The sequence below is a fragment of the Streptomyces sp. SCSIO ZS0520 genome, assembly GCF_025643355.1.
GTDB classification, from domain to species: domain Bacteria; phylum Actinomycetota; class Actinomycetes; order Streptomycetales; family Streptomycetaceae; genus Streptomyces; species Streptomyces physcomitrii.
In genome coordinates this window covers 5901255-5926439 of record NZ_CP092644.1, presented here as the reverse complement: position 1 = coordinate 5926439, position 25185 = coordinate 5901255, and the positions used below count along the sequence as shown (strand labels likewise).

Annotated in this window: 20 protein-coding genes and 1 pseudogene; 10 read left to right on the top strand and 11 right to left on the bottom strand. The window is 72.3% G+C overall.

Annotated elements, in window-relative coordinates; all coding sequences use genetic code 11:
* The first annotated feature begins 7 nt into the window (after nt 1-7).
* Nucleotides 8-934, top strand: a complete 927-nt coding sequence (locus MID12_RS23645; protein ID WP_040253781.1) for a metal ABC transporter permease — start codon at nt 8-10, stop codon at nt 932-934.
* Nucleotides 935-998: 64 nt separating this feature from the next.
* The gene (locus MID12_RS23640; protein ID WP_269466679.1) at nt 999-1409 is read left to right on the top strand and encodes a Fur family transcriptional regulator; all 411 of its coding nucleotides are present in this window, start codon (nt 999-1001) and stop codon (nt 1407-1409) included.
* An 86-nt stretch (nt 1410-1495) separates the two neighbouring features.
* Here MID12_RS23640 and MID12_RS23635 read toward each other — a convergent pair whose 3' ends face one another.
* From MID12_RS23635 to MID12_RS23620, 4 genes are all read right to left on the bottom strand, one after another.
* Complete coding sequence (locus tag MID12_RS23635; RefSeq protein WP_040253779.1) at nt 1496-2335, bottom strand: isoprenyl transferase; 840 nt, start codon at nt 2333-2335, stop codon at nt 1496-1498.
* 152 nt (nt 2336-2487) lie between these two features.
* Nucleotides 2488-3237 carry a DNA repair protein RecO gene (gene recO, locus MID12_RS23630; protein WP_040253777.1) on the bottom strand — a complete coding sequence of 250 codons (750 nt, stop codon included), beginning with the start codon at nt 3235-3237 and terminating at the stop codon, nt 2488-2490.
* Nucleotides 3238-3404: 167 nt separating this feature from the next.
* On the bottom strand, nt 3405-3608 hold the full coding sequence (locus MID12_RS23625) for a hypothetical protein (RefSeq protein ID WP_040253775.1): 204 nt from the start codon (nt 3606-3608) through the stop codon (nt 3405-3407).
* 243 nt (nt 3609-3851) lie between these two features.
* Nucleotides 3852-4589 (bottom strand): FadR/GntR family transcriptional regulator, encoded by a 738-nt coding sequence (locus MID12_RS23620; protein ID WP_078845209.1) that lies wholly within the window; start codon nt 4587-4589, stop codon nt 3852-3854.
* A gap of 140 nt (nt 4590-4729) precedes the next feature.
* Here MID12_RS23620 and MID12_RS23615 point away from each other — a divergent pair, with 140 nt between their 5' ends.
* The 5 genes from MID12_RS23615 to MID12_RS23595 all read left to right on the top strand — a co-directional run bounded on the left by MID12_RS23615 (nt 4730) and on the right by MID12_RS23595 (nt 11546).
* Entirely contained in the window at nt 4730-6367 is a 1638-nt protein-coding gene (locus tag MID12_RS23615) for an ABC transporter substrate-binding protein (protein ID WP_263170568.1), read from the top strand.
* 112 nt (nt 6368-6479) lie between these two features.
* On the top strand, nt 6480-7436 hold the full coding sequence (locus tag MID12_RS23610; RefSeq protein WP_040253770.1) for an ABC transporter permease: 957 nt from the start codon (nt 6480-6482) through the stop codon (nt 7434-7436).
* Nucleotides 7436-9514 (top strand): dipeptide/oligopeptide/nickel ABC transporter permease/ATP-binding protein, encoded by a 2079-nt coding sequence (locus MID12_RS23605; RefSeq protein WP_263170566.1) that lies wholly within the window; start codon nt 7436-7438, stop codon nt 9512-9514. The genes MID12_RS23610 and MID12_RS23605 overlap by 1 nt, the downstream gene beginning before the upstream one ends.
* Nucleotides 9511-10614 carry an ABC transporter ATP-binding protein gene (locus MID12_RS23600; protein WP_263170565.1) on the top strand — a complete coding sequence of 368 codons (1104 nt, stop codon included), beginning with the start codon at nt 9511-9513 and terminating at the stop codon, nt 10612-10614. Before MID12_RS23605 ends, MID12_RS23600 begins: the two co-directional genes overlap by 4 nt.
* Nucleotides 10611-11546 carry a dihydrodipicolinate synthase family protein gene (locus MID12_RS23595; protein ID WP_040253765.1) on the top strand — a complete coding sequence of 312 codons (936 nt, stop codon included), beginning with the start codon at nt 10611-10613 and terminating at the stop codon, nt 11544-11546. The genes MID12_RS23600 and MID12_RS23595 overlap by 4 nt, the downstream gene beginning before the upstream one ends.
* A gap of 21 nt (nt 11547-11567) precedes the next feature.
* Here MID12_RS23595 and MID12_RS23590 read toward each other — a convergent pair whose 3' ends face one another.
* The 6 genes from MID12_RS23590 to leuA all read right to left on the bottom strand — a co-directional run bounded on the left by MID12_RS23590 (nt 11568) and on the right by leuA (nt 20633).
* Nucleotides 11568-12791, bottom strand: a complete 1224-nt coding sequence (locus tag MID12_RS23590; RefSeq protein WP_263170562.1) for a sialidase family protein — start codon at nt 12789-12791, stop codon at nt 11568-11570.
* 364 nt (nt 12792-13155) lie between these two features.
* A complete protein-coding gene (locus MID12_RS23585) occupies nt 13156-13830 on the bottom strand; it encodes a response regulator (protein ID WP_040258230.1) in 675 nt (224 codons plus the stop codon).
* A gap of 152 nt (nt 13831-13982) precedes the next feature.
* Nucleotides 13983-15233, bottom strand: coding sequence for a sensor histidine kinase (locus MID12_RS23580; RefSeq protein WP_263173401.1), 1251 nt, complete (start codon nt 15231-15233; stop codon nt 13983-13985).
* Between the two features lie 379 nt (nt 15234-15612).
* Nucleotides 15613-17697, bottom strand: coding sequence for an MMPL family transporter (locus tag MID12_RS23575; protein ID WP_263170560.1), 2085 nt, complete (start codon nt 17695-17697; stop codon nt 15613-15615).
* A gap of 229 nt (nt 17698-17926) precedes the next feature.
* Nucleotides 17927-18622, bottom strand: coding sequence for a TerB family tellurite resistance protein (locus MID12_RS23570; protein ID WP_263170558.1), 696 nt, complete (start codon nt 18620-18622; stop codon nt 17927-17929).
* Between the two features lie 223 nt (nt 18623-18845).
* Complete coding sequence (leuA, locus tag MID12_RS23565) at nt 18846-20633, bottom strand: 2-isopropylmalate synthase (protein ID WP_263170556.1); 1788 nt, start codon at nt 20631-20633, stop codon at nt 18846-18848.
* Nucleotides 20634-20928: 295 nt separating this feature from the next.
* On the opposite strand from leuA, the gene MID12_RS23560 reads away from it, so the two are divergent.
* From MID12_RS23560 to MID12_RS23550, 3 genes and pseudogenes are all read left to right on the top strand, one after another.
* Nucleotides 20929-22005, top strand: a complete 1077-nt coding sequence (locus MID12_RS23560) for a M4 family metallopeptidase (RefSeq protein ID WP_263170554.1) — start codon at nt 20929-20931, stop codon at nt 22003-22005.
* Nucleotides 22006-22225: 220 nt separating this feature from the next.
* Nucleotides 22226-22492 (top strand): protealysin inhibitor emfourin, encoded by a 267-nt coding sequence (locus MID12_RS23555; RefSeq protein WP_040253756.1) that lies wholly within the window; start codon nt 22226-22228, stop codon nt 22490-22492.
* 452 nt (nt 22493-22944) lie between these two features.
* Nucleotides 22945-23784: pseudogene (locus tag MID12_RS23550) on the top strand (helix-turn-helix transcriptional regulator); the annotation flags it as partial.
* A gap of 304 nt (nt 23785-24088) precedes the next feature.
* Here the strand turns inward: MID12_RS23550 and era are convergent.
* Complete coding sequence (gene era, locus MID12_RS23545) at nt 24089-25048, bottom strand: GTPase Era (RefSeq protein ID WP_040253753.1); 960 nt, start codon at nt 25046-25048, stop codon at nt 24089-24091.
* Nucleotides 25049-25185: the final 137 nt, after the last annotated feature.

Here is a 25185-nt window from a genome sequence, read left to right as displayed (position 1 = left end):
AAGCGCCATGGAACTCCTCACCTTCCCCTTCATGCAGCGGGCCCTGCTCGCCGCCGTGCTGGTCGGCATCACCGCCCCGGCGATCGGCATCTACCTGGTCCAGCGCCGCCAGGCCCTGATGGGCGACGGCATCGGCCATGTCGCGATGACCGGCGTCGGCCTCGGCTTCCTGCTCTCCGCCTCGCCGGTGTGGATGGCGACCGCGGTCGCCGTGCTCGGCGCGGTCGCCATGGAGCTGATCCGCTGGTACGGCAGGACCCGCGGCGACATCGCCCTCGCGATGCTCTTCTACGGCGGCATGTCCGGCGGGGTGCTCTTCATCAACCTCGCCCCCGGGGGCTCCAACGCCAACCTCGGCTCGTACCTCTTCGGCTCGCTGACCACGGTCTCCGAGGACGACATCGTCACCATCTGCGTGCTCGCCGCGCTGGCGCTCGCGGTCACCCTCGGGCTGCGCCGGCAGCTCTTCGCGGTCAGCCAGGACGAGGAGTTCGCCCGGGTGACCGGGCTGCCGGTGCGGCTGCTCAACCTGGTCACCGCGGTGACGGCGGCGGTCACCGTGACCGTGGCGATGCGGGTCGTCGGGCTGCTCCTGGTGAGCGCGCTGATGGTGGTCCCGGTGGCCGCGGCGCAGCAGATCACCCGCAGCTTCCTGGCCACCTATGTCTTCTCGGTGGTGATCGGGGTGGCCGTCGCCGTCGGCGGCACGGTGACCTCGTACTACCAGGACGTGCCGCCCGGGGCGACCATCGTGCTGCTGACCATCGGGGTGTTCCTGGTGCTCAGCGTGGTCGCGACGCCGCTCGCCCGGCGCCGCGCCCGGGCGCTCGCCGGTGCCGGGCAGCCCGCGGGCCCGGTGGAGTGCGCGGTGCCCGCGGCGGCCGGGGCGACGGGGCTGTCCGGGCCCCGCAGCGGGGCGCACGACGAGATCTGAGTCACCCGCGGTCCCCTCCCGCGACCTGACACAATGGCCGTACAGCAGACGTCAGGAGGCAATCGTGGCAGCCCCGGTACGAGGCAGGTCGACCCGCCAGCGTGCGGCCGTAGCGGCAGCTCTCGACGAGGTGGAAGAGTTCCGCAGCGCGCAGGAGCTCCACGACATGCTCAAACACAAGGGCGACTCGGTGGGCCTGACCACCGTCTACCGCACCCTGCAGTCCCTCGCCGACGCGGGCGAGGTCGACGTGCTGCGCACCCACGAGGGCGAGTCCGTCTACCGGCGCTGCTCCAGCGGGGAGCACCACCACCACCTGGTCTGCCGGGTCTGCGGCAGCGCGGTGGAGGTGGAGGGCCCGGCCGTGGAGAAGTGGGCCGAGTCGATCGCCGCGGAGCACGGCTTCGTCAATGTCGCGCACACCGTGGAGATCTTCGGCACCTGCGCGGACTGCGCGCGCAAGAGCGGCCGCTGAGGCTTCCGGAGCGCCGGACCGGGGACCGCGAGGGGTTCCGGGTCCGGCGTCCGTCGTCCGGCCTGCGTTGCTCGGCCCGGAGCCGTTCACTCCTCGGGCTGCTCGCCCTCCATCGCGAGGAGTTCCTCGTTCGGGATGGCCCCGCCGAAGCGGCGGTCGCGGGAGGCGTATTCGAGGCAGGCTCGCCACAGGTCCCGCCGGTCGAAGTCGGGCCAGAGCACGTCCTGGAACACCATCTCGGCGTAACTCGACTGCCAGAGAAGGTAGTTGGAGGTGCGCTGCTCCCCGCTCGGGCGCAGGAAGAGGTCCACGTCCGGCATGTCCGGGTAGTACAGGTACTTCTGTATGGTCTTCTCGCCGACCTTGTTCGGGTCGAGGCGGCCCGCGGCCACGTCCCGGGCCATCCGCTGGGCGGCGTCCGCGAGTTCGGCCCGGCCGCCGTAGTTGACGCAGAAGTAGAGCGTCATGGCGTCGTTGCCCTGGGTCTGCTCCTGGGCGATCTGGAGTTCCTGGACCACCGACTTCCACAGCTTCGGCATCCGGCCCACCCAGCGGATGCGGATGCCCAGTTCGTCCATCTCGTCGCGGCGGCGGCGGATGACGTCCCGGTTGAAGTTCATCAGGAAGCGCACCTCCTCGGGCGAGCGCTTCCAGTTCTCGGTGGAGAAGGCGTAGAGGGAGAGGTTCTTGACCCCGATCTCCAGGCAGCCCTTGAGGACGTCCATCACCACGCCCTCGCCGACCCGGTGGCCCTCGGTACGCGGCAGCCCGCGCTCCTTGGCCCAGCGCCCGTTGCCGTCCATGACGACCGCCACATGCCCCGGGACCAGTTCGCCGGGGAGCTTCGGCGGGCGGGCGCCGGACGGGTGCTTCTCGGGCGTCTTGTACTCGCGGCGCGAGCGCCCCAGAATCCCGCGTACTGCCATGACGGTCCTCACTCCGATCGTTCGGTGCGCCCCGGGCTGCCCGGGTGCGCGGCTGCTGTCCGCGGCGGTGCCGCTCCTTCAGCGGGGACGGCCGGATCTCGTACCGCTGGGGTAGACCGCTCTCCCCCGACCGTACGGCCCCGCCGTCCGTCTCATGTCTTCTCGACGTAGCGCAGCGAGCGCAGTCCGCGCTCCATGTGCCAGTGCAGATACGCCGAGACGAGGCCGCTGCCCTCCCGGACGTAACGGGCCTCGCAGGCGTCCGCGCTCTCCCAGTCGCCGGTGAGCAGCGCGCCGAGCAGGGCGAGCGCCCCCGGCGAGGGTACGACGCTGCCGGGCACCCGGCAGTCCGCGCAGACCGAGCCGCCCGCGGCCACCGAGAAGAAGCGGTTGGGGCCCGGCATGCCGCACTTCGCGCAGTCGTCGAAGCTCGGGGCGTAGCCGCCGACGGCGAGGGAGCGCAGCAGGAAGGCGTCGAGCACCAGGTGCGGGGCGTGCTCGCCGCGGGCCAGGGTGCGCAGGCCCCCGACGAGGAGCAGGTACTGCTGGACCGCGGGTTCGCCCTCGTGGTCGGTGAAGCGCTCGGCGGTCTCCAGCATCGCGGTGCCCGCCGTGTACCGGGCGTAGTCGGTGACGATGCCGCCGCCGTAGGGCGCGATGGTCTCGCTCTGGGTGCACAACGGCAGTCCGCGGCCCACCAGTTCGCTGCCCCGGGCGAAGAACTGCACGTCCACATGGGAGAAGGGTTCGAGGCGGGCGCCGAACTTCGACTTGGTGCGGCGCACCCCGCGGGCCACCGCGCGGACCCGGCCGTGACCGCGGGTGAGCAGGGTGATGATCCGGTCGGCCTCGCCGAGCTTCTGGGTGCGCAGCACGATGCCGTCGTCGCGGAACAGGCTCATCGGGCGGCCCCGCTGCCTGCCCGGGGGCCCGTGCCGCGCGCGGGGGCGCCTGGCCGGGTGCGGGGGCGGGCGGCCCGGGCGGGGTAGGAGTCCATGACCCCATTCTCGCGCACCCCGGGGGCGGCGAAGGGCCCGGGATCCCGGGGGCGGGCCCGCGGGCCGGGGCCTCAGCCCACCGGCGCCCCGTCCTCGCCCGCCCGCGGGCGGTCGTGCTCGGCGAGGGTGACCCCGCGCACCGCCTCCGGGGCGCAGTCCCACTCCCGGCCGCCGCCCAGGGGCCTCAGCTGCACATACGGCCCCTCGTGCCCCATGACCCGGCCGAGCTGCCCGGTCCGGGTGTCCACGGCGTACGAGCCGACCGGCAGTGCCATCCGGCTTCCCCCTTCGCGCTGCCCCTCATGCTCCCCCGTCCCGCCCCGATTCACGCTTCGTGTCCCTCCGCATGCGTCGCGCAGCCAGTCCCGAGTGAACGGTGCCCCGAACCGGGGCCAACTACCCACGTGTGAACGGCTCGGCCTCGCACTGGACACGCAAGTGACCTGAGGGGGACAGGAGATGGCCGAATAGGTTTGCCCGAACGGGCGCGGCGGAGGGTCCGCGGGCGCGCCCGCGGGTCAGCCCACTCCCCGGGTCGCCCGGACCGCGCGCGCCTCGATGCCGCGGAAGTGGTCCGCCATGGCGCGCTGGGCCGCCGCCACGTCGCGGGCCCGCAGGGCGGTCACGATGTCGCGGTGGCGGCGCACGGTGCGCTCGGGCGAGGGGTCCTCGGTCCAGTCCTGGGCGAGGGCGACCCGGTGGAAGACGTTCCAGAAGGCGCCGAGCAGCTGGGCGACGAGGGTGTTGCCGAGCGGGCGGTAGAGGAGTTCGTGGAATGCGCGGTCCAGCTCGGGGAAGGGCCGCCCGGTGCGGCCCGCCTCCTCCATCCGCTCGACGAGGTCCTCGAGGGCGTCCAGCTCCCGCTCGCCGAGCGCGGTGGCGACCCGGCGGATCAGCCCCTCCTCCAGGACCTCGCGGATCTGCAGGATCTCGCCGAGGGCGTGGGCGTCCTCGTGCCGGGCGAGGGTGCGGAAGGTGAGCCCGTCCACCAGGGGGGTCAGCGAGGCCTGGCCGACATAGGTGCCGTAGCCGTGCCGGATCTCCACGATGTCCAGGGCCTGGAGGGCCTTGAGCGCCTCGCGTACGGAGTTGCGGCTCACGCCGAGGGTGTCCATCAGCTCGGCCTCGGTGGGCAGCGGATCGCCCGGGCCGAGTCTGCTGTCGAGGATCAGCTGCATGATCGCGCCCTGGACCTGGCCGCTCACCCGGCGGTCCCGGGCGGGCAGGCCCGCGGAAAACCTCGGCTCCTCGGACATGCCCGAAAGGGTAAGCCCAGCGGAGGTACTACGTCCCACGTCCGGAGCAACCGGGATTCGTGCGCATGCCCTTGACCGCTTCTCCGGCCGCTTTTATGGTCGCGCTACCCACGACGTAGGACGTGGTATCTCCTATTTTCATGGAGGGCACAGTGCGCGACGTGACCGCCGGACCGGGCCTGCACCGCCGGTCCTTTCTGAAGCACTCCGGCGCGCTCGGCGCGGCCGCCGCGATCTCCACGACGCTCTCGGCCTGTTCCTCCGGCCCGGAGTCCACCAACGAGACCGGCGGGGGCCGCGGCACCGGCACCCTGACCGCCGTCATCGGCTACGGGAACGACCAGAGCTGGGACCCGACACAGACCGCCTCGGCCTTCTGCATGGCCGCCAACCACCACATCTACGAGGGCCTGCTCGACACCGACCCGCTCACCCGGAAGCCGTACGCCGCCCTCGCCACCGAGGTCCCCGCCGACTTGCAGGCCACCACCTGGCGCTTCACCCTGCGCGAGGGCGCCACCTGGCACGACGGCAGGCCGGTCACCACCGAGGACGTGGTCTTCACCTTCGACCGCATCCTCGACCCGAAGGTCACCTCGCTGGCCAAGGGCTTCTTCGCCTCCTGGCTGAAGGAGGTCAGGAAGGTCGACGCGCGGACGGTCGAACTGGTCCTGAAGTTCCCCTTCCCGGACGGCGCGCCCCGCCTCACCCTCGCCAAGATCATGCCGAAGCACGTCTTCGGCAAGCCGGGCGGCTGGGACGAGGCCACCCGCGGCAAGGCGATCGGCTCGGGCCCGTACCGGCAGACCGCGCACCACCCGAAGTCGAACACCACCTTCGCCGCCTTCGCCGCGTACAACGGCCCGCGCAAGGCCGCCTTCAAGAAGATGAACTGGCTGTCCATCGTGGACGCCGCCCCCCGGGTCGCGAAGATCTCCGGCAGCAGCGCCGGGGCGCAGATCGCCGACAACATCCCGTACGCCAACATCGAGCAGTTGCAGAGCGAGGGGCTGCGGGTGGAGGGCGGCGCCGGGATGAACCACCTGTTCCTGCTCTTCAACACGGCGCACGAGCCCTTCGGGGACATACGGGTGCGCCAGGCGCTGCACTACGCCGTCGACCGGGACAAGATGATCGAGGCGGCGCTGCGGGGCCACGGCAAGGCGGCCACCTCCTTCCTCGACGAGGGCAACCCGGCGCACCGCGAGGCGAAGACGGTCTACGCGTACAACCCGAAGAAGGCCGAGCAGCTGCTCGCCGCGGCGGGGGTGAAGAACCTCAAGGTGAAGCTGACCGCGGTGAACGTCAGCTGGCTGGTGGACTGCCTGCCGACGATCAAGGCCTCCTGGGACGCGGTCGGGGTCGAGACCACCCTGGAGCCGCAGGAGACCGCGGCGGTCTTCGGCAAGCTCGACCAGAACAAGGACTTCCAGGTGGTCGCGGCGGCCTCCAACCCCAACCAGTTCGGCATCGACGCCGACCTGATCATGCGCTACAACTACGGCCCCGAGAACCTCTGGATGCGCTATGCCCGCTGGGCGGACAAGGCCGAGGCCAAGCGCCTGTTCTCGATGATGGACAAGGCGACGCGCGAGCCGGATCCGGCGAAGAAGAAGGAGATGACGCAGGATTACCTCGACGTCGTCGCCGAGAACGCGGTGATTTATCCGGTCGTCCACAACGAACTCATGACGGCCTGGGACGCCGAGCAGCTCAGCGGAGTCCGGGCCCAGCCGTATCCCGGCATCAACCTGCTCCAGGCCAAGCCGAGCGGCTGAGCGGCGGATGCGCCCGGCCCGCGGGGCCGGCCCCCGCCGGTACGCACCCGCCCGTACCCGAACCCCCGGCGCCCCCGCACTCTCGCCGGTCCCCCTGCACTAAGGAGCGTTCGTGGCCGCGGTCGCCAGAATCCTGGCTCGTCGCATTGTCCTGCTCGTCCCGCTGATGCTCGGGATCGTGCTGTTCGTCTTCCTCGTGATGCGGTTCTCGGACAACGATCCGGCCTCGGCCTATTACCAGGGCGCCAACCCCACCCAGGAGCAGCTGCACGAGTTCCGGGAGAAGAACGGCCTGCTCGACCCGCTGCCGGTGCGTTACCTCGCCTTCGTCGGCGATCTGCTCCGCGGCGACATGGGCTTCAGCGTCCTGAACCGGCAGCCGGTGGTCGAGCAGATCACCACCGCGCTGCCGCTGACCATGCAGCTGACCTTCCTCGGCCTCGGCATCGCGGTGGTGCTCGCCCTGCTCCTCGGGGTCGCGGCCGCGATCTGGCGGGACCGGCTGCCGGACCAGATCATCCGGGTCGTCTCCCTGGTCGGGGTGGCCGCGCCGGGCTTCTGGCTGGCGCTGCTGATGATCCAGTACCTGGCGGTCGACGCGGGCTGGTTCCCGACCGGCGGCTACATCAACCCGGGCGACTCCTTCACCGGCTGGCTCAAGACGATGACGCTGCCCGCGCTCGCCCTCTCGCTGCCGGTGGCCGCCCAGCTGATCCGCATCGTGCGCACCGCGGTGGTGGAGGAACTCGACAAGGACTACGTGCGCACCGCGATCGGCAGCGGGCTGCCCCCGGTGGTCGTCGTCGGCCGCAATGTGCTGCGCAACGCCCTGATCAACCCGCTGACCGTGCTCGGCCTGCGGGTCGGCTATCTGCTCGGCGGCGCCGTGGTCATCGAGACGATCTTCTCGCTGCCGGGCATGGGCAAGCTGATGATCGACGCGGTCAAGAACGGCGACCCCGCCGTGGTGCAGGGCGTGGTGCTGACCACCGCCTTCGGCTTCGTGGTCGTCAACCTCGTCATCGACGTCCTGTATCTGCTCGTCAATCCACGACTGCGGGGTGCCTGATGACCACGTCCGAACCGCGCTCCCCGCTCACCCGGAGCCCCAGGAAGCTCAGCGAGGACCTGGCCCGGCCGGGCATCCGGCTGCGCGGACTGCGCCGCCTGCCACTGCTGTCCAAGATCTCCCTCGGCGTGCTCACGGTGGTGGCCCTGCTCGCGGCCCTGGCCCCGCTGCTCGCCCCGCACGATCCGCTGGACCAGGCCACCCTGGTCGGGGACGGCGGCCCCTCCGGCTCCCACTGGCTCGGCCAGGACTCGCTCGGCCGCGACATCGCGTCCCGGCTGATGTACGGGGCCCGCTGGTCGCTCGCGATCGGGCTCGGCGCCACCCTGCTCGCGCTGGTCTGCGGGGCGGTGCTCGGCGCACTGGCGGCGACCGGCACCAAGGCCGTCGACGAGACCATGATGCGCTGCCTGGACATCGTGATGGCCTTCCCCGGCATCGCGCTCGCCGCCGTCCTGGTCACCGTCTTCGGCGGCGGCATCCCCGTACTGATCTGCGCCATCGCCTTCCTGTTCACCCCGCCGATCGCCCGCGTGGTGCGGGCCAATGTGATGGCCCAGTACGGCGAGGACTACGTGGTCGCCGAGCGGATCATCGGCGCGCGGACCTGGCACATCGTCCTCAAGCACGTGGCGATCAACTGCGCGGCGCCGATCCTGGTCTTCTGCACCGTGCAGGTCGCCGAGGCGATCGTCTTCGAGGCCTCGCTCTCCTTCATCGGCGCGGGCGTACGGCCCCCGGACCCCTCCTGGGGCAGCGTCATCGCCGACGGCAAGAACCTGGTCCAGATCGGCGGCTGGTGGGCGACCGTCTTCCCCGGCCTGCTGATCCTGGTCACCGTGCTCGCCCTGAACATCCTCTCCGAGGGGGTCTCCGACGCCTGGGCCGCGCCCGCGGGCCACGGGGTGCGCCCGCGCGCCGCCCGCAAGGAGGACGTCCTCGAAGCCCCCGAGCCGGGCACCGGCAAGGTCCTCGCGCTGCCCGGGCTCACCGAGGCCGCGGCCCGGCTGCGGAAGCGGGCCCGGCCGCTGCCCGCGGGCGAACCGCTGCTGCGGGTGCGCGGCCTCGCCATCGGCTTCGACCAGCGGCACGAGGGCGTGGACATCGTCGACGGCATCGGCTTCGAGGTGCGGCCGGGCGAGGTGCTCGGCCTGGTCGGCGAGTCGGGCTGCGGGAAGTCGCTGACCGCGCTGACCGTGATGGGCCTCGCGCCCCAGGGTGCCCGGATCCGCGGCGAGGTGGTCTTCGACGGCAAGGACCTGACCCGGATGAAGGCGGGCGCCCGCCGCCGGCTGCTCGGCCACGAGATGGCGATGGTCTACCAGGACGCGCTCTCCTCGCTGAACCCGGCGATGACCATCCGCGCCCAGCTCGGCCAGGTGGTGCGCCGAGGCGGTACGCACACCGCCCGCGAGCTCCTGGAGATGGTCGGCCTGGACCCCGAGCGCACCCTGCGCAGCTACCCGCACGAACTCTCCGGCGGCCAGCGCCAGCGCGTACTGATCGCCCTCGCCCTGTCCCGGAGCCCCAAGCTGATCATCGCGGACGAGCCGACCACCGCCCTCGATGTGACCGTGCAGGCGCAGATCATCGGACTGCTGCTGCGGCTGCGCGCCGAACTCGGCTTCGCGCTCGTCCTCGTCTCGCACGACCTCGCCCTGGTCGCCGACGTCACCGACCGGATCGTGGTGATGTACGGCGGGCAGATCGTGGAGACCGGGGTGACCGCCGACCTGGTCGAGGCGCCGACCCACCACTACACCCGCGGGCTGCTCGGCTCGGTGCTCTCGCTGGAGTCCGCCGCCGAGCGGATGACCCAGATCAAGGGCGTGGTGCCCTCCCCCGCCGGCTTCCCCGCGGGCTGCCGCTTCGCGGACCGCTGCCCGCTGGCGAGCGAGCGCTGCCGCGCCTCGGCGCCCGCCCTGCTCGGCGACCCGCCCCGGCACACGGCGGCCTGCCACCACCCGGCCCTCGATCTCGCGGGCACCGGTACGCACGGCAAGCGGCCTCACGGGCCCGCGCCCGAGGACCCCGACGGCCGCGGCAGCGACGGCCGGGAAAGCGAGCCCGTCACATGAGCCTCATCTCCCTGTCCGGAGCGCACGTCGTGCACAGGGCCCGCACCGGCGGCCTCCTCTCCCGCGACAAGGTGTACGCGCTGACCGGCGCCGACCTGGACATCGCACCCGGCGAGACGGTCGGCGTGGTCGGCGAGTCCGGCTGCGGGAAGTCCACCCTGGCCCGGGTCCTGGTGGGGGCGCAGCGGCCGACCTCGGGCACCGTCGCCTTCCGGGGCAGGGACCTGTGGGCGATGAGCGCGGGCGAGCGGCGCCGGGCGATCGGCCGACACACCGGGATGATCTTCCAGGACCCCTCGACCGCGCTGAACCGGCGGCTGACGGTACGCCAGATCCTGCGCGACCCGCTCGACGTGCACCGCCGGGGCACCCCCGCCGAGCGCGAGGACCGGGTGCAGGAGCTGATGGCCCTCGTCGGGCTGCCGAAGGTGCTCGCCCAGGGACTGCCGGGGCAGCTCTCCGGCGGGCAGCGGCAGCGGGTGGCCATCGCCCGCGCGCTCGCCCTGGAGCCGGAGCTGGTCGTCGCGGACGAGCCGACCAGCGCCCTCGACGTCTCGGTGCGCGCGCAGATCCTCAACCTCCTCCTCGACCTCAAGGAGCGGCTCGGCCTCGCCCTGGTCTTCGTCTCGCACGACATCCAGACCGTGCGGCGGATGAGCGACCGGGTGATCACGATGTACCTCGGCCGGATCGTGGAGGAGTCCCCGGCCGCCGAGGTCACCGCGCACGCACGCCACCCGTACACCCGCGCGCTGTTCTCGGCGACGCCCGGGCTGCTCACCCCGATCGAGCCGATCCCGCTGGCCGGTCCGGTACCCTCGGCGACCCGGCCGCCGAGCGGCTGCCCCTTCCGCACCCGCTGCTGGAAGGCGGACGGGCAGTGCGCCGCCTCCATGCCGGAGTTCTCGGCGGCGGTCCCGGGAGCCGATCTCCCGGCCGCGGATCCCCCGGCCGCGAAGGTCCCGGTGGTGGATCTCCAGGCCCCGGGCCTCCCGGCGGCGGACGGCGGCCACCGCTTCCGCTGCCACCATCCGGTCGGCGGGGGCGAGTCCATTCACGACCTCGTCCTCCAGGCGAGCGCACCGAAGGAGCACCCATGAGCCTTCCCCCCTTGCTGACCGGTGTCGTCCCGCCCGTCTGCACACCCCTGACCCCGGACCTGGAGGTGGACACCGCCTCGCTGACCCGTCTCGTGGACCACCTGGTCGCGGGAGGCGTGGACGGCCTCTTCGTGCTCGGCTCCTCCTCCGAGGCGGCCTATCTGCCCGACGGGCACCGCCGCCGGGTGGTGGAGACGGTGGTCGCCCATGTGGGCGGGCAGCTCCCGGTCCTCGCCGGCGCCATCGACATGACCGCGCTGCGGGTCCTGGACCACGCGCACACGGCCCGGGCCGCGGGCGCCGACGGCATCGTCGTCACCGCGCCCTTCTACACCCGCACCCACCCCGCGGAGATCGTCCGGCACTACCAGGTCGTCGCCGAGCGGGCGCAGCTGCCGGTGCTCGCCTACGACCTGCCGGTGTCCGTGCACAGCAAGCTGGACGCCCGCCTGGTCCTCGAACTCGCCGCGCAGGGCGTGCTCGCGGGCCTGAAGGACTCCAGCGGCGACGAGGCCGGGCTGCGCCGCGTCCTGATGGGCCGCCGCGCGCTCCCGGGCCCGCCCTCCTTCAGCGTGCTCACCGGCTCCGAACTCACCGTCGACTCGGCCTTCGCGATGGGCGCCGACGGGGTGGTGCCGGGCCTCGGCAATGTCGATCCGCACGGCTACGTCCGCCTGGCCCGGCTGTGCCGCGCGGGCGACTGGGCGGGCGCGCGGACCGAACAGGAGCGCCTCGCCGCCCTGTTCCGCATCGTCGACGAGGGCGACCCGGCGCGGATCGGCGCCAGCTCCTCGGGCCTCGGCGCCTTCAAGGCGGCCCTGCATCTGCGCGGCGTCATCGACTGCCCGGTCACCGCCGCCCCTCAACTCCCGCTCACCGAGGACGAGGTGAAGCGGATCGGCAAGCACCTGGCGAGTGCCGGACTGCTCTGAGCCCGGCACCCGCGCCGGGCCTCAGCGCAGCTCGCGCAGCGCGATCCGCCGGAACTCCAGCCTCTCGTACGTCCCTTGGTCACCGGTCTCGTAGAGGAGGCCCAGCGTCGCGGGACCGAGCGGCACCAAGTCCGAGTAGGCGGCCGGGAGTTGCGAGAGGGTGAGGGCCCGGGTGAAGTGCGCGCCCCGGTCGGTGGAGGACCACAGGGCCATCGAGCGGCGGGCACTCGGCACGGAAGGCCCGGAGAAGAGCAACGGCCCTCTCCTGCCGGGCACTTGGAGGGCGCTGCCCTGGACCACCGGTACCTCGTTCAGCGTGGGCTGCACCCGGTAGGGCCGCTCGACGCTGCGCCCGCCGTCGCGCGAGGAGGTGTCGAGCCGGTTGCCCACCGAGGGGCCGTTCTGGTCGCGGGCGCTGAAGTACACGCTGCCGTCGGGCAGTTGGGCGGCGCTCGACTCATTGGCGTTGCTCTCGCCCTCGTAGGCGGCGTCGACGAAGCCGAGCCGCCAGTGGCGCCCGCCGTCGTCGCTGAGCAGCGCGTGGGCACCGTAGTAGCGGGGTTCCTGGCCGGTGTCGGAGGAGCCCGCGGGCGGCGCGACGGAGTGGTTCGCCGGGACCACGAGGCGGCCGCGGTGCGGGCCGTGCGTCAGCGCGAGCGCGTGGCCGGGCCCGGTGGCGTACCAGCGCCAGCCCGGCGGCTTGACCGCGGCCGTCACCTCCCGGGGCGGCGAGAAGCGGCGGCCGTCGTCCCGGCTGTACTGCACGAAGACCCGGCGGCTCTGCGCCGCGGTGACCTCCCCGCGCATGATCTGCGCCTCGGTGACCTGCCCGCTGTTGTACGAGGTCAGCAGGACGATCCGGCCGGTGCGGGGGTCGACGACCGGCGCCGGGTTGCCCCGGGTGTCCCCGCCCCCGGCGGCGACCACGGCGGTCGGCCCCCAGGTGCAGCCGCCGTCGCGGGAACGCTTGAGGACGACATCGATGCTCCCGCTGTCCCCGGCCCCGCCGACGCGTCCCTCGGCGAAGGCGAGCAGGGTCCCGGCCCGGGTGCGGACCACGGCCGGGATGCGGTACGTGTCGTAGCCGCCCTCCCCCGAGACGTACGGGACGGAGGAGGCGCACCGCCCCGGGGCGTCCGGGGCGGTGGGGGCGGCCCCGGAGGCGGTCGCGGGGAGCACGGCGGCGGCGAGGGCGGCGGTGAGTCCGGTGGCGAGGCAGGCGAGGGTGCGGCTCCTGGTGGGCATCGCTCTCCTGTTCAGCGGGGGGGGCGGGGTCGCTTCGGTGGTTCGGCGGGAGGGGTTCGGCTGGGGTGGTGAGGCCGGGCGGGGTCGGTTCGGCTGTGGTGGTGGCGGGGCCGGCTCGGTGTGGCCGGTTCGGCGGTTGGGCTCGTTCAACTGGGGTGCGGCACAGGCCGGTTGAGGGCAGCTCGGGGCGGCCGGTCCGGTCGGACATAGGACGTGGGATGTTCCCTCGCGCGGAACGTATAGCCGGTGGGGTGGGACGGCAAGAGGCGCGCGACCGGTGGAGTGAGGGGCGGCGCGGAGTGGGGTGAGGGTGTGCGGGGTGGGGCGTGTGTGGTGTGCCGTGAGCGGGACGCGCGGCGGGCGGTCAGCGTTCGCCGGGGGTGACGAGGCCGGACTCGTAGGCCACGATGACAAGTTGGGCGCGGTCGCGGGCGCCGAGCTTGCCCATGATGCGGCTGACATGGGTCTTGGCGGTGAGCGGGCTGAGGCCCAGCGCCTCGGCGATGCCGGTGTTGTTGAGGCCGCGGGCGACCAGGGTGAGCACCTGCCGTTCACGCTCGGACAGCCCCTCCGGCCCGCCCGCCGCGCCCGTCGGCGCCTCGGGGGCGGAGAGGAAGCGCGCGATCAGCCGGGAGGTCGGCCCGGGCGAGAGCAGGGCCTCCCCCGCGGACACCGTCCGGATGGCGTCCAGGAGTTCGGCCGGGCGGGTGTCCTTGACCAGGAAGCCGGAGGCCCCGGCGCGCAGCGCGTCCACGACATGCTCGTCGGTGTCGTACGTCGTCAGGACCAGCACCCGTACCGCGGCGAGGCTCGCGTCCGCCGCGATGATCCGGGTCGCCTCGATGCCGTCGAGCCCCGGCATCCGGATGTCCATCACGACCAGATCGGCCTTGGTGCTGCGGGCGAGGTCCACCGCCTCGGTGCCGGTACCGGCCTGCGCCACCACCTCCATGTCGGGCGCCGAGGCGACGAGCATGGCGAAGGCGGCGCGCACCAGGTGCTGGTCGTCGGCGAGCAGCACACGGATGGGGGTGGTCACGGTCCCTCCACGGGGAGTACGGCCGGGGAGCGGCTCGGCGGCGTCGAGGCGGTGCGGCGGGGCGGGGCGGCCCACCGGGTCGGGGCGGCCCGGCAGGACGGGACGGCCCGGCGAGGCGGGGGCTTCCCGGCGGGGCCGAGTGGCGGGCGGGGTCATGGGGCGGCGTCCGCCGCGGGGAGGGGCAGGGCGGCGCGGACGGCGAAACCGCCCTCGCTCCGGGGCCCCGCGGTGAAGGCGCCGCCGACGCTGCGGGCCCTCTCCCGCATGCCGGTGAGCCCGAACCCCCGCCCCTTCCGGGCCAGTTGACCGCCCCGGCCGTCGTCGGAGACCGCCACGTGCAGGGTGCCGTCCGCGGAGTGCAGCTCCACCCGCACCGAGGGGCTGGGCCCCGCGTGCCGTACCGCGTTGGTGAGCGCCTCCTGCACGATCCGGTAGGCGGTGGCGCCCACCGAGGGCGGGACCCCGGCGGCCCGTACCGACACCTCGACGGTGGCGCCCGCCGTACGCGCCGCACGGGCGAGGTCGGCGACCCCGTCGAGACCCGGCACCGGGCCGCGGCCGCCGCCCGGATCCGAGCGGCGCAGCACCTCCAGGGTGGTCCGCAGCTCCCCGCGGGCGGTGCGGCAGGTCTCGGCGATGTCCTCCAGGGCGCCGGCCACGGCCTTGCGGTCCAGGCGCTCGGGGTCGGCCTCCAGGACGTGGGCGGCGACCGAGGTCTGCACGCCGATCAGGGTGATGCTGTGGGCGAGCAGGTCGTGCAGGTCGCGGGCGATGCGCAGCCGCTCCTCGGCGACGCGGCGCCGGGCCTCCTCCTCGCGGGTGCGCTCGGCCCGTTCGGCGCGCTGCACGAGCGAGGCGACGTACTGCCGGTAGACCCGGACGTCGATGCCGAGGAAGAGCATGGCGAGGATCCAGCCCGAGATGCGCAGCAGTTGCAGGCCCTCGTGGGCGTTGTTCGCGCTGACGACCGAGACCACCAGGGTGAGGACGCCGAGGGCGACGAACAGGGTGCGCAGCGGCCTGCCGGTGGCGGCGACCGTGTAGAGGATCACGCAGGTCTGGAACATCGAGGCCGCATGGGAGTTGTCCATCGCGTGGTACGGCGCCACGCAGGCGACCAGCCCGGCCACCGCAAGCACCGGCCGCTGCCGCCGGACCGCGATCAGCAGGGCACTGGCGAGGAGCAGCGCCCAGCCGAGCGCGTCCGGGCGGCGTCCTGAGTCGCCCAGCGTGCCGAGCAGGACGGAGAGCACGCAGGCCGCCAGCGCGAGGAGGCAGTCGTTGCGCAGCCGGTGCGGGGCGCTCATCGGCTCCCGGGTGGCGGCGGCGAGGATCCGCTCGGTCAGCCGCGGCCCGGCGCCCGGTGCCTTCGGCGGATCGTCCACGACGTCCGCATGGTCCACATCGTCCACGGGGTCATCTTCCGTCAGAGGGTTCGTCGGGTTCGGTCCGGGGGGTTCGTCCGGTTCGGTCCGGGGTCGCAGCGGGTGGGTCCGCGGTTCCCGTGGGTGGCTCCGCGCTTCCAGCGGGTGGGGCGCGTACGGGAGTTGAGGAGGCTGCGGGAGGCGGGAGGGCCGTCCCGGGGCGGTCGGTGGCGCGCCCCGGGACGGCCTGGCGGCGGGTCGGCCGCCTGCCGTGCGGGCCCGGCGAGTCGTCGTACGGATCGCCGGGCCGCCGCGCGGATCACCGGCCGACGTACGGACCAGCGGGCCGACGTACGGACCGGCGGGCCGACGTACGGACCGGCGGGCCGACGTACGGACCGGCGGGCCGAGGCTCGGATCAGCGGGCCGCCGCGCCCACGGTCTCGGGTTCGCGGGGCGGGTCCGCCTGCCGGGGCGGCTTCGAGAGGGCACCCGGCCACCAGAGCTTCCGGCCGAGCAGCAGGCTCGCCGAGGTCACCAGATAGGTGCGTACCAGGAAGGTGTCGAGCAGCACGCCGACCGCGATCACGAAGCCGAGTTCGACCAGTTGCACCATCGGCATGCTGGTGAGCACGGCGAAGGTCGCGGCGAGCACCAGGCCCGCGGAGGCGATCACGGCCCCGGTGGTGCGCAGCGCGGTGAGCGCGGCGGCGGCGGGTTCGGCGCCGCCCAGCGACTCCTCCCGCATGCGGTGCATCAGGAAGATCCCGTAGTCCACACCGAGCGCGACGAGGAAGACGAAGGAGAGCAGGCCGAGCCCCGGATCGGTGCCGCCGAAGCCGAACAGCGGCCCGAAGACGAGCCCCGCGATGCCGAGCGAGGCGCCCCAGACGCCGACCACCGCGACGGTCAGCAGCACCGGGGCGACCAGCGAGCGCAGCAGCACCGTCAGGATCAGCAGGACGCAGAGGAGGACGAGCGGGACGACGATGCGGGTGTCCCTGGCGTTGGTCTCCCTCAGGTCGATCTGCTCGGCGCTCGGGCCACCGACGTAGGAGCCGTCGAGGGTGTCCCGCAGCCGTTCGATGGTCCTGGTCTCGGCCGGGCTCTGCGGCGCGCCCTCGGCGACCACGGAGATCTCGGTCCACCCCTGGCCCGCCCGGGTCGTCCTGGCGGTGTCGACGCCCTCGGTGGCGCGGATCTCGCGCAGGGAGCGCTCCGCCCGCCCGCTCGGGGTGAGGACGGTGACGGGCTGGGTGCTGTGCTCGGGGTAGGCCTCGGCGAGCGTCCGCATCGCGGTGACCGCCTGCGGCCGTTCGGTGAAGGAGTCCTCCTGCTTGAGCTCGCCGGGCAGCGCGAAGGCGCCGAGGGCGAGCGCGCCGAGCACTACGCCTCCGGTGGCCAGCACGGCGAGCGGGCGCCGCCCCGCCGAGGAGCCCATGGCGGCGAAGATGCCGCGCCGCTCCTTCGGCCGGCTGCCGAAGGCGGGCACCAGCGGCCAGAACACCCGGCGGCCGAGCAGGACCAGCAGCGCGGGCAGCAGCGTCACCATCGCGACCAGCGCGCACAGCACCCCGACGGTGCCGAGCGGGCCGATGCCGCGGCTGCTGTTGAGGTCCGCGGCGAGCAGGCAGAGCAGTCCCGCCGCCACGGTGCCGGAGGAGGCGAGCACGGCGGGTCCGCAGCCGCGCAGGGCCGCCCGCATCGCCTCCTGGGGGCGCTCGAAGCGGCGCAGTTCCTCGCGGTAGCGGGAGACGAGCAGCAGGGCGTAGTCCGTACCGGCGCCGAAGACGAGGATCGTCATCACGCCCGCACTCTGGCCGCTGATCGGGGTGCCGAGGAACTGGTGGAGGCCGTAGGCGACCGCCATCGACAGGAAGTCGGCGATTCCGGCGACGACCAGCGGGACCAGCCAGAGGAAGGGGCTGCGGTAGATGAGGATGAGCAGCAGCGCGACGACGGCGACCGTGGTGTAGAGCAGCGGGCCGCCCAGGGAGGTGTAGACCTCGGCGGCGTCGGTCGCCAGCGCCCCCGGACCGCCGACGTCGACGCTGAGCCCGTCACCGCCCTCGGTGATCTCCCGCACCCCGTGGACGAAGTCGTCCCGCGCCTCCTCGTCGGTACCCGGCGCGGTACTGCCGACCGGGTACATCAGCGTGGAGCCGTCCTTCGACGGCACCGGCCCGGGCCTGCCGGTCAGCTCGAAGGCCTCCGCGATCCGCTCGACCTGCCCGGTGGCCCGGTCCCGGTCGGCCGGGGTCAGTCCGCCCTCGCGGTGGTAGACGAGCACCAGCCGGGTGGTCTCGCCGCCGGGCAGCCGGTCCTGCATCTCGGCCACCTGCGTCGAGTCGGCGCTCGCGGGCAGGTAGTCGACGGCACGGTCGCGCTGCACGTCGGCCAGCTTGCCGCCGAAGGGCCCGAGCACGGCCAGTGCGGCCACCCACAGGCCGAGGACCACCCAGGGCACGGCCCGGCGTCGTGAACTGTTCTTCGCGGCCCCCATGACGCGGGCCTCCCTCCACCCTGGCGGACTCGGACCCGTCCAGCCTCCCGGCCCCCGCACGCCGATTCCTCGGGCTTGAGAGCGAGTACGGCCGTACTACGGGGGTGGGCCGAGGGGCGCCGGTACTCCCTGGGGAGTAAGGCGGGAGGGGAGCGGCAGCGGGTGCCGGGGCGGCAGCACGTGCCGCGTCCACCGAGGGTGCGGGGGGGAGGCGGGCGGAGGCGCCGGGTCAGGACGGTGTGCGGGCGGCGGTGAGCAGTCGTTCGACCTCGTCGGTGGTGATGGTCAGCGACTTGCCCACGGCGCCGAGCACATCGCGCTCGGCCGGGGTGTACGGCCCGTCCGCGAGGGCGATCCGGGCGCCTTCGAGGAGGATCGACTCCCGGCCCGGCGCGGCGAGGAAGGGCGTCAACGGGGCCAGCGCCTCGTGGAGTTCCACCGAGAGGCCCGCGCAGCCCTCATCGCAGCCCCGGCTCATCGCGCCGGTCTCGGCGGTGAGCGCCTCGACGAGTGCGGTGAGCTGCAAGGCCGTGCAGTTCTCCACCCCGGCGTCGTTCAGGACCCGTACGGCGGCCTCCAGGGCGGGAGTCGAGGTCCCCCCGGCGGCGAGTGTGGACAGGGTGACGGTGTGCACGGCGTCCCGCAGCATGGCCGTCAGCCGGTGGGTCGTCGGATGGTCGAGCACCTCGGTACGGAACTGCTCCCTGCACGCCGCGCACTCGATCACCGGACCGCTGCGCCCCCGCGGCAGCGTCGGGATGCCCAGCACGGCGATGAAGCGGCGGCCCGTCCGGCGCTGATAGTTGCGGTCCCCGCCGCAGCCGGGACAGAAGAACTCGCCGTCACCCACCGTATTCCAGACGGTGTGCGTCCCGACGAGGCGAGAGATCAACTCGGCAGGGGCTCGTCCCCGTCCTGGCAGCACGTCCACCTCCGTAACACCGCGAACACGCTCCCTTGCGCTCCGCTGCGGCGCGCCGACTCCGCCCGGCGGATGATCCGCATGCCGAGATGACGCGCTGGCGTGATGTTAGCCACACCACCCAGTCGGCGTCAGCCCCTTGGGCCGAGAGCTGGCCGAGACCTGCCCGGCGGGCACCGCGTCCCCCGGGTGTCACAGGGACGCCCGGGGGACCCGAAGCCGCGGGTCAGCCGCCGTTCCGGGCCGCGCGGTTGACCGCGGAGACCACTGCCTTCAGGGAGGCGCGTGTCGTATTCGCGTCGATGCCGATACCCCAGAGCACCTTGTCGCCGATCGCGCACTCGATGTACGAGGCGGCCAGCGCCGAAGCGCCCTCGCTCATCGTGTGCTCCTGGTAGTCCAGCAGCCGTACGTCGATGCCGATCGACTGCAGTGCGTCGAAGAAGGCGGAGATCGGACCGTTGCCCGTACCGCTCAGCACCGTGTGCGCGCCGTCGACCTCTGCCTCGACGGTCAGGGTGTCGGCACCGCCGCCGCTCGTGCCGCTGGTGGCCTGGCCGCCGTCGCGCACCTGGATGCGGCCCCAGGGGTTGTCCGGGTTGGGCAGGTACTCGTCCTGGAAGACGGACCAGATGGCCCCCGGGGTGACCTCGCCGCCCTCGGCGTCCGTCTTCGCCTGGATGATCCGGGAGAACTCGATCTGCATCCGCCGGGGCAGGTCCAGGTGGTGGTCGTTCTTGAGGACGTAGGCCACACCGCCCTTGCCGGACTGCGAGTTGACCCGGATCACGGCCTCGTAGGAACGCCCCACGTCCTTCGGGTCGATCGGCAGGTAGGGGACCGCCCACTCGATGTCGTCGACCGTCCTGCCCGCCGCCTCGGCGCGGCCCTCCATCGCCTCGAAGCCCTTCTTGATGGCGTCCTGGTGGGAGCCGGAGAAGGCGGTGTAGACGAGATCGCCCGCGTAGGGGTGGCGCGGGTGCACCTCCATCTGCGTGCAGTACTCGGCGGCGCGGCGGATCTCGTCGATGTCGGAGAAGTCGATCTGCGGGTCCACGCCCTGCGAGAACAGGTTCATGCCCAGGGTGACCAGGTCGACGTTGCCGGTCCGCTCGCCCTGGCCGAAGAGGCAGCCCTCGACGCGGTCGGCGCCCGCCATCAGCGCGAGTTCGGCGGCGGCCACCGCGGTGCCCCGGTCGTTGTGGGGGTGTACCGAGAGGCAGACGAACTCACGCCGGCTCAGATTGCGCGACATCCACTCGAAGCGGTCCGCATGCGTGGAGGGCGTCGAACGCTCCACGGTGGCGGGCAGGTTGAGGATGATCTCGCGGCCCGCCTCGGGCTGCCAGACGTCCATCACCCCCTCGCAGACCTCCAGCGCGAAGTCCAGCTCGGTGTCGGTGAAGATCTCGGGGCTGTACTGGTACCCGAACTCGGTCCGCTCGTCGAGCAGCTTCTCCGCGTACTCCATGACCAGCCGCGTCCCGTCCACGGCGATCTGCCGGACCTGGTCGCGGGAGCCCCGGAAGACCACCTCGCGCCAGACCGGAGCGGTGGCGTTGTACAGGTGCACCGTCGCCCGGCGCGCGCCCTTCAGCGATTCCACGGTGCGCTCGATGAGTTCCTCGCGCGCCTGCGTCAGGACCGAGATCGTCACGTCCTCGGGGATCGCCTCGTCCTCGATGATGGAGCGGACGAAGTCGAAGTCCGTCTGCCCGGAGGAGGGGAAGCCGACCTCGATCTCCTTGTAGCCCATGCGTACGAGCAGATCGAACATCTCCCGCTTGCGTACGGGCGACATGGGGTCGATCAGCGCCTGGTTGCCGTCGCGCAGATCGGTGGACAGCCAGCGCGGGGCCTTGGTGATGCGCTGCTCGGGCCAGGTGCGGTCGGCGATGTCCACGGCCTCGTAACCGCGGTACTTGTGGATCGGCATCGCGGTGGGCTGCTGGAAGTGGTGCGCGGTGGTGAGCGGCGTACGACGACCGACGGGCTGGTCAGCAGGGTTCGACATGATGCGTGGGGCTCCTCATTGGTCCACAGGGGGCCGGCCGACGGGTCGTAGCGCAACACCGAACTCCGCGGGGAGGGGGTCGGCCTCGACTACAGGCCCTCGCCGCGGCAGCTAAGGAGAAGCAGCCCAAAACGCATGATGGCTGCACTGTAACCGAACGGTGCCGCCGCAAGGCGATGCGTTTCAGTATGCGGGACTGCCGCCACGTAAAGGCCATCGCGTGAGTTATCACTCCATTTCGCCAATCTCCCTCGCTTCTAGTGACTGCACCACCACTCACTGTCACAGTCCTTGTATGAGCACTCACCGCGACATCACGCCCGTCTTCTGCACGATCGTCCCGCCGCACCTGCTGGACGCCCTGTCCCAGCACAGCAACGCAAGCCTCGCCGACGTCGCCCGGCGCACCCTCGAACGCGACACCCTGGAGCGCACCCGCCGCAGCCTCACCGTGGCCGCAGGCCCTCAGGCGACGGCCGCTCCAGGCGCCGAGGCCGACCCGCCCGACCAGCCCGAACGCTCCATCCACGACGCCGCCCACGGCACCGCCCTGCCCGGCCGCAAGGTCCGCGGCGAGGGACAGCAGCCCGTGAAGGACGCCTCCGTCAACCGCGCGTACTCGGGTCTCGGCGCCACCTTCGAGCTGTACCTCAAGGCCTACGGCCGCTCCTCCATCGACGGCCGCGGCCTCCCCCTCGTCGCCACGGTCCACTACGACCGCGAGTACAACAACGCCTTCTGGAACGGCGACCAGATGGTCTTCGGCGACGGTGACGGGGAGATCTTCCTGGACTTCACCCTCCCTCTCGACGTCATCGGCCACGAGCTGACGCACGGCGTCACCCAGCACACGGCGAACCTCACCTACGCCGACCAGCCCGGCGCCCTCAACGAGTCCCTCTCGGATGTGTTCGGCTCACTGATCAAGCAGTACGCCCTGGGCCAGACCGCCTCGGAGGCCGACTGGCTCATCGGCGCCGGGCTGCTCGCCCCCGGGGTGAGCGGCAAGGCCCTCCGCTCGATGAAGGCCCCGGGCACCGCCTACGACGACGATGTCCTCGGCAAGGACCCCCAGCCCGGCAGCATGAAGGACTACGTCCGCACGGAGGACGACAACGGCGGCGTCCACATCAACTCCGGCATCCCCAACCGCGCCTTCTACCTCCTGGCCGAGACACTGGGCGGCAACGCCTGGGAGCGGGCCGGGCAGATCTGGTACGACGTCCTCACCGGCGGCGATCTGGCCTCCGACGCGGACTTCGCCGCCTTCGCCCGCCTGACCGCCTCCGCCGCGCAGACGCGCTACGGCGGCGGCGCGGAGCAGGAAGCCGTCCTCAAGGCCTGGTCGCAGGTGGGGGTATCCACCGGCTGAGCCATCGGCCTCCGTCCGCTCCGGCGCATCCTCCTCCCGCCGGGGCGCTGCTCCCCCGGGGCCGTTCCGCTACGCGAACGGCCCCGGGCGGGCGGTTCGGATTCAGGTCCGGGACGGGCAGCCCCGGGGGAGGCTCCGGACGCCCCGCGAAGGCGCGGCCGGAGGTGGGAAATATGGCGGACAGGAAGCGGCGGAAGAGATTGGGGGTAGAACACCTTCCATGCGCATTCAGGTAAAACGCACAGGGGGGTTCGCGGCCATCGTGCGCGAGGCCCAGGTCGACACCGGGGATCTCCCGGACGCCGAGGAGTGGAAGGCCCTGGCGGACGAAGCGCTGGCCACCGCCGGCGAGAGTCCCTCGGCGGGGGTCCCGGACGGTTTCCACTACGCCCTGACCGTCGGCGACCGCACCGTCCACTGCGCCGACCCCGGGCTCACCGAGGCGCAACGGAAGCTGATCTCGCGGGTGTTGAAGGAGGGGGCCTGACCACCGCGGGTCAGCCTGTCTCTCCGCGGATCCCTTGCGCAGCTGTTGCACGATCCGCGGAGGCCGCCACCGGCCCATCTTGCGTCTGACTCTTGCCAGGAACTTCAGCATCTGTTGCGCCTCTCCTCTTCGCAGGGGTTCTTGGCCGGTGTCCGGCCGGTGGTCACGGCGGTGCCTTCCCTCGCCGGTGTCTTCCTGGGACGTGAGCGTCGCCTCGGCGCTCCGCCCCGGCCCCGCTCCTCCCCCTCGCCCGGCTCGGCCCCCGTCCGCGGGAGCCGGGAAAGGGGAGGGATTGCGGGTTGCTACGGCCCCGGTCAACTCCGCTGTCGGGAGCGGCGCTTCCGTGGTCGCAGTGCCAGACTCACCCGCTCACCGAGGAAGTGGGAGAGGACTCCCGATCCTGGGATCGGGAGTCCCTGGATAACTCTCCGTACCCGGGTGATGCTGTCCTCGTGAACCGACTCGATCGACCTCAGCTCGCAGACTTCCTGCGCCGCGGACGTGCCCGTCTCACGCCCGCGGCCGTGGGGATGGAAGCGGGCGGACGGCGCCGCACCCCGGGGCTGCGCCGTGAGGAGGTGGCGCAACTGGCCGGGATGTCTGTCGACTACTACATCCGCCTGGAACAGCGCCGCGGGCCCCGTCCCTCGCGGCAACTGCTCACCTCGCTCTCCCGCGCCCTGCGGCTGACGGAAGAGGAGCGTGACCATCTCTTCCATCTCGCGGGCGAGCAGCCGCCACGCCCCGGCCACACCGATCTGCATGTCCGCCCGGGGCTGCTGCTGATACTCGACCGGTTGCACGACACACCCGCGCAGATCGTCACCGACTACGGAGAGGTGCTAGCCCAGAACCATATGGCCGCCGCGCTCACCGGCGACATCAAGCAGCGCCCCACCGAAGACCGCAACCTGGTCCGGCACTTCTTCACCGACCCGGAAGCACGGCAACTGATCCCAGAGGAAGACCGAGCAGACCGCGCTCGGGCCCATGTCGCCTGCCTGCGAGCAATCACGGCGGCGAGGCCGGACGATCCCGGGCCCGGGCGGCTCGTCGCCGAACTACGCAAGAAGAGCGAGGAGTTCCGAAGACTCTGGCAGTCCCATGAGGTCGCGGCGCGGCACACCGCGATCAAGCGGTTCCAGCATCCGATGGTCGGTCTCCTGGAGCTGGACTGCGAGGTCCTGCTCAGCCAGGGCGGCGACCAGCAGTTGATCGTCCACACCGCATGCCCGGGAACCGAGTCCTACGAAAAGCTCGAACTGCTGCGAGTGGTGGGCTGCCAGGACATGGACGCCGACCCGCTGGAGTCGCCGGTGCCCTGGGGCGAGGAGTACGCGGCGTACGAGGACTTCGAGGAGGACGCGGGGTACGACTGGGTGATGGCCGCCAGAAGCGCCGTCCCGGAGCTGGGAGAGGGCGCGGAAGGAAGCGGTCCGACACGGGAGCACCACGAACGGGAGCAGGGCGAGCGAGGGCAGGGCAAGCGAGGGCAGCGCGTCCCAGCACAACCCGAGCATCGGGAAAGGAGGAGTCACCTGGCCGCGGACGGATAGAGCGGAGGGAAGAGCGGCGGTCCGTCGGCCCGTTCGGAGATCAGAAGCCGAGTCGCCTCAGCTGCTTGGGGTCGCGCTGCCAGTCCTTGGCCACCTTCACATGGAGGTCCAGGAAGACGGGGGTGCCGAGCAGGGCCTCGATCTGCTTGCGGGACTTCACACCGACATCCTTCAGGCGCTTTCCCTTCGGGCCGATGACGATGCCCTTCTGGCTCGGGCGCTCGATGAAGAGATTGGCGTGGATGTCCAGCAGGGGCTTGTCGGCCGGCCGGTCCTCGCGGGGCAGCATCTCCTCCACGACGACGGCGATGGAGTGCGGCAGTTCGTCGCGCACGCCCTCCAGAGCGGCCTCGCGGATGAGTTCCGCCACCATGACCTGCTCGGGCTCGTCGGTGAGATCGCCCTCGGGGTAGAGGGTCGGCCCCTCGGGGAGCAAGGGCACCAGCAGATCGGCGAGAAGGGAGACCTGCTGACCCCCGACCGCGGAGACGGGGATGATCTCCGCCCACTCGAAGCCGAGTTCCTTGCCGAGCTGGTCCACGGCGATGAGCTGCTCGGCGAGGGCCTTGGGGTCGACGAGGTCCGTCTTGGTGACGACCGCCACCTTCGGGGTGCGCTTGATCCCGGCCAGTTCCTTGGCGATGAAGCGGTCACCGGGGCCGAGCTTCTGGTCGGCGGGGAGGCAGAAGCCGATCACGTCGACCTCGGCCCAGGTGGTGCGGACCACGTCGTTCAGGCGCTCTCCCAGCAGCGTACGGGGCTTGTGCAGGCCGGGGGTGTCCACCAGGACGAGCTGGGCGTCCGGACGGTGCACGATCCCGCGCACGGTGTGCCGGGTGGTCTGCGGACGATTGGAGGTGATGGCGATCTTCTGACCGACAAGAGCGTTCGTCAGGGTGGACTTGCCCGCGTTGGGGCGCCCCACAAAGCAGGCAAAGCCGGACCGGTGGGGGGAATCGGACGGCTCGGTGGGGTCGCTGTGAACGCTCATGGCGACCATTGTCCCTGATCCCGGGAGCCGGTCCGACCTGTGAGATTACGGAAACGCTGACGCAATGCGAAACACAGCGGAAACACCGATGTGTGCGGAGCGAAATGCGTGGCGGTGACTCTCTCAGTCTCCCCGACCCTCAGGAG